This is a genomic window from Okeania sp. SIO3B5, assembly GCF_010692555.1.
Classification (GTDB): domain Bacteria; phylum Cyanobacteriota; class Cyanobacteriia; order Cyanobacteriales; family Microcoleaceae; genus Okeania.
Genome location: NZ_JAAHHG010000750.1, coordinates 1 through 3,530 on the forward strand (window position 1 = coordinate 1; position 3,530 = coordinate 3,530).

4 protein-coding genes are annotated in these 3,530 nt (G+C 31.7%); 1 reads left to right on the top strand and 3 read right to left on the bottom strand.

The features are described 5' to 3' along the window. Positions 1-373: 373 nt before the first annotated feature. Positions 374-1,336, bottom strand: coding sequence for a putative 2-dehydropantoate 2-reductase (locus tag F6K54_RS41900; protein ID WP_293090404.1), 963 nt, complete (start codon positions 1,334-1,336; stop codon positions 374-376). Positions 1,337-1,464: 128 nt separating this feature from the next. On the opposite strand from F6K54_RS41900, the gene F6K54_RS41905 reads away from it, so the two are divergent. Then, entirely contained in the window at positions 1,465-1,935 is a 471-nt protein-coding gene (locus F6K54_RS41905) for a KGK domain-containing protein (protein WP_293090405.1), read from the top strand. Between the two features lie 274 nt (positions 1,936-2,209). On the opposite strand, the gene F6K54_RS41910 is transcribed toward F6K54_RS41905, so the two are convergent. Beyond that, entirely contained in the window at positions 2,210-2,500 is a 291-nt protein-coding gene (locus F6K54_RS41910) for a hypothetical protein (protein ID WP_293090406.1), read from the bottom strand. 25 nt (positions 2,501-2,525) lie between these two features. Beyond that, positions 2,526-2,942 carry a thioesterase family protein gene (locus tag F6K54_RS41915; protein WP_293090407.1) on the bottom strand — a complete coding sequence of 139 codons (417 nt, stop codon included), beginning with the start codon at positions 2,940-2,942 and terminating at the stop codon, positions 2,526-2,528. Between the last annotated feature and the right edge of the window lie 588 nt (positions 2,943-3,530).

The following is a 3,530-nucleotide window of genomic DNA, read 5'->3' on the forward strand; positions in this document are numbered from 1 at the left end:
AACTGTACCGTAGGGCATACGGGAACAGGCTCTTGATAGCGCAGCTCCTCTGAAAGAGGCAATAGAGCGAACGCGCAGGCGTGAGAACCATCTCTGGACTAGATTCCGTAAGGTGTTTAGTTTAAGTGGACTCATTGTTGGCGTAGCCTTGCGGAGCGCAAACCAAGAATCCTGGTTTCAGGAGAATCCCCGTGCGTTTACGCCGGGGAGTATGTCAAGGAAAGAAACTAAATATACTGGAGAGTACAAAGTTCTTCCCAAGAACAATTTGTGTTGAAGGCTGAAAGTATTACTGTAAAAGCCTTACAGTACTTACAGCTCTGAATAAAGAGTTTTTAACCTTTAGATCGCTGAAAGCCTTAGCTAGCAATAGTTATTTCAAGAACTTTGCACTGTCTAGTTGCCTATTTCTGGCATCTAAAAATTTTAATTGTTGATACAACATCCCAATTTTATTTAACTGAATACCTGCTGCACTTGCCATTCGTAAGGGGTTGCCAATAATACTTTCTATTTCTAAAAGTCGTCGTCGCTCATAATCAATTTTCATGCTAGTTAAATAAGGGTTTAACTTGTCAGTATGGTCTAACATATTTTGAATATAACTATCTGAAATTTGGCACTGACAACTTTTTGCACCTTCCAATACTTCCTGCATTATTTCTGTGATTAAGTTTCTAGTATTAGTATCTCTCATCATTTCATCAGTTCGAGCATCTAGAATTACTGACAAGCTGTTATAAGGAATATTCCAAACTAATTTTTTCCATCTTTCTTGGAATAAATATTCAGTCAAATTAACTTGTATTCCAGCACTTTTAAAATCCTGGGAAATTTCACGCATTTTATTAGTAATACTAGCAGTTTTATAATTTGTGGCATATTTTCCGATTCTAATTAAACCATAATCTACATGACGAATATGACCATAACCTATTTTATTAGAGGCAAGATTACATACTCCTCCAATTACTCTTTCTTTACCAACAATTTTGGCTATTTCAGGTTCTGCACCTAATCCATTTTGTAAGAGTAATACAACGTTATTTTCTTGGCATAAAGGCGGGAGTAATTCTGGTAATAAATGGTTTTGTGTTGTTTTTAATGCGACGAGAATTACGTCACATTTTGGCATTTTATTAGTATTGTTATAGGCGTTAATTTGAGGGAGGGTAAAGTCGCCATCTTTGGATTCTATGATTAAGCCATTTTTGAGAACGTGCTCATAATCATTATGCAGTAAAAAATGAACTTCTAATCCTGCTTTTTGTAGTTTTGCACCGTAAAAACCTCCTAGTGCACCACTGCCAATAATGGCGTAAGTATTTTTTGACATTTTATTTATCTTGAATTTGACTGTGTTTCTATTTTATTGAATCAGGAAGAAGAAAGCTGTATAAATCAATTTTTAACTGGTAAAAATATTGTGTTATTATCAGGTTTATGAAAGTCTGATTTAATATTATGGATAATACTTTTCAAGTTCTAGAATGCGATACTGATATTTTGATGATTGGAAAAGATACTTTTACTGTTGAACTATTTAAGGAATTGACAGTAGAAAAAATTAAAATTTATTTTAATGAACGCTTTATCTTACACCAGGCAAATAAGAATTTTAACCAAAACATACATAGTTATAGTATGTTTAATCTTTTCAGCAGGAATATTATTAAAATAGTTGACAATTCTGTGGAATTTCAACTCCAAAATATAGAATTAATTTTTCCTCCTGAAGGTATGGAATGTAAGGTTTTAAAATTAGGTGATTCTGAATGGCAAACTGGCAAAATGAGAATTCATGTTATGGTTGCAGGCAGTTCAGTAAGAGTTATTAAATTAGAATTTTGTTATGACGAACCACTACAACAAGAATCACCATTAGACGATATTCGACAAAGAGAAAATTATCAACAACTTTTAAATAATCAATAAATTTATTACTGGCAAACTGGAAAACTAAAAAAATATCCAGTTTGACACTACTAATGATGCTGTAAGTATTATTTTAAATTTATTTATACAGCAGATTTTACCTAAGTTAGGTGCAGCAGTAGCAGACAAAATATACGCACCGCAAAAGTTTTATTTAAAACCCATTATTAAGGGCGAAGTATTAAAATTTTATACTTAATATACTTGTATTTTGCTGTATTAAACTCAGCTCTACTATTATTTTATTTGCTCAACTTTTGCAACTTTAATTTTGCTACATGAATAGTCTTTCCATTATCCACTTTGAAATTTTTCCTAAAGCAAGTCCTCCTGCTAATGCTAAAAAAATATAATTTATATTTATAACTCCAGCTTCATTTCCTAGAATGTTCTGAATAAAGATAGAAAAAACGGCAGCAAGGAAAAACAGGATTAAAGCTACAATTATAGTTTCAAAAAAAGTTCTACTTCTAAATGCTGCAACAAAAGCAACTATAAAGAAAAATATTGTAAATGCTATCCTGAACAAACTTATTAAATTCAAAAAAGGTTGAATATCCATCATTTTATGTCCCTTGATATTCGCCAAGCTACAAATCTTGAAAACTCAATAACCATCTCCTCATTTCATCAGATAATTTTTGTCTACTTCTACTTTGAGGATGAATACAAACGTGCTTCGTAATAGCTCTGGCTGCCCACTTATTATCTGTTTCTTTTAAAAATACTTGATAGGAAATTTCAAACTCATCATCTCCCCAACTTTTAGGAATTAATTCAATAGTTAACTCATCCCCACAAAACATCGGGCGACGAAAATCAACATTAGCATGAATAATTGGAATAGCCATTTCTTGATTACTAAAAAAAACTTTCAGATTAATACCAAATTCTACTAAAGATGCTTCATAAGCTTCATGGCACATTGCTAAAACATTAGCAAAATAAACCACTCCAGCAGCATCGGTATCTTGAAAATGAACTATTCTTGTATAGTAAAAAGACATTTATAGATATAGGTTTAATAGTAATAGCATTTCTCTATGAATTTGCACTTAATAAAAGATGATAATTATCAGAAGAATAAGGTCAGATCAAAAATTATTAAGTGCATCGTTACAAAGAAATGATATTAGGTTGAATAAAGTTTTAGGTAATAGGTATTAGGTTCAATTGAAAATTCAACTCTAACCAGTTATAGAAATCGTAAAGACAGTCATATTTTCTACCATATTTTCTACACTGATAACCTGACACCTACTACTAAAGTCCCGGTGGGGAAGATAAATCATATATTTAGGAATTAGGGATTTTTGAGTTCTAGAGACTAAATATTATCTGTAACGTTATAGTTTTTGCTCGCTATATGTAATCTGTTTACCTAAATTCCGAATATCTATAACGTTATAGTTTTTCTCCCTATATCTATATAGTTTACTTACCTAAATTCCCATCGCCTGCCACCTACAACTAAAGTCCCGGTAGAGAGGATAAATCATATATTCAGGAATTAGATATTTTTGAGTTGTAAACACTACATATCTGTAACGTTATAGTTTTTCTCCCTATATCTATATAGTTTACTTACCTAAATT

Excerpts from the sequence above, each read along its gene's own strand:
- F6K54_RS41910 (WP_293090406.1), bottom strand. The coding sequence starts at position 2,500 with ATGATGGATATTCAACCTTTTTTGAATTTAATAAGTTTGTTCAGGATA.
- F6K54_RS41905 (WP_293090405.1), top strand. The coding sequence starts at position 1,465 with ATGGATAATACTTTTCAAGTTCTAGAATGCGATACTGATATTTTGATG.
- F6K54_RS41915 (WP_293090407.1), bottom strand. The coding sequence starts at position 2,942 with ATGTCTTTTTACTATACAAGAATAGTTCATTTTCAAGATACCGATGCT.
- F6K54_RS41900 (WP_293090404.1), bottom strand. The coding sequence starts at position 1,336 with ATGTCAAAAAATACTTACGCCATTATTGGCAGTGGTGCACTAGGAGGT.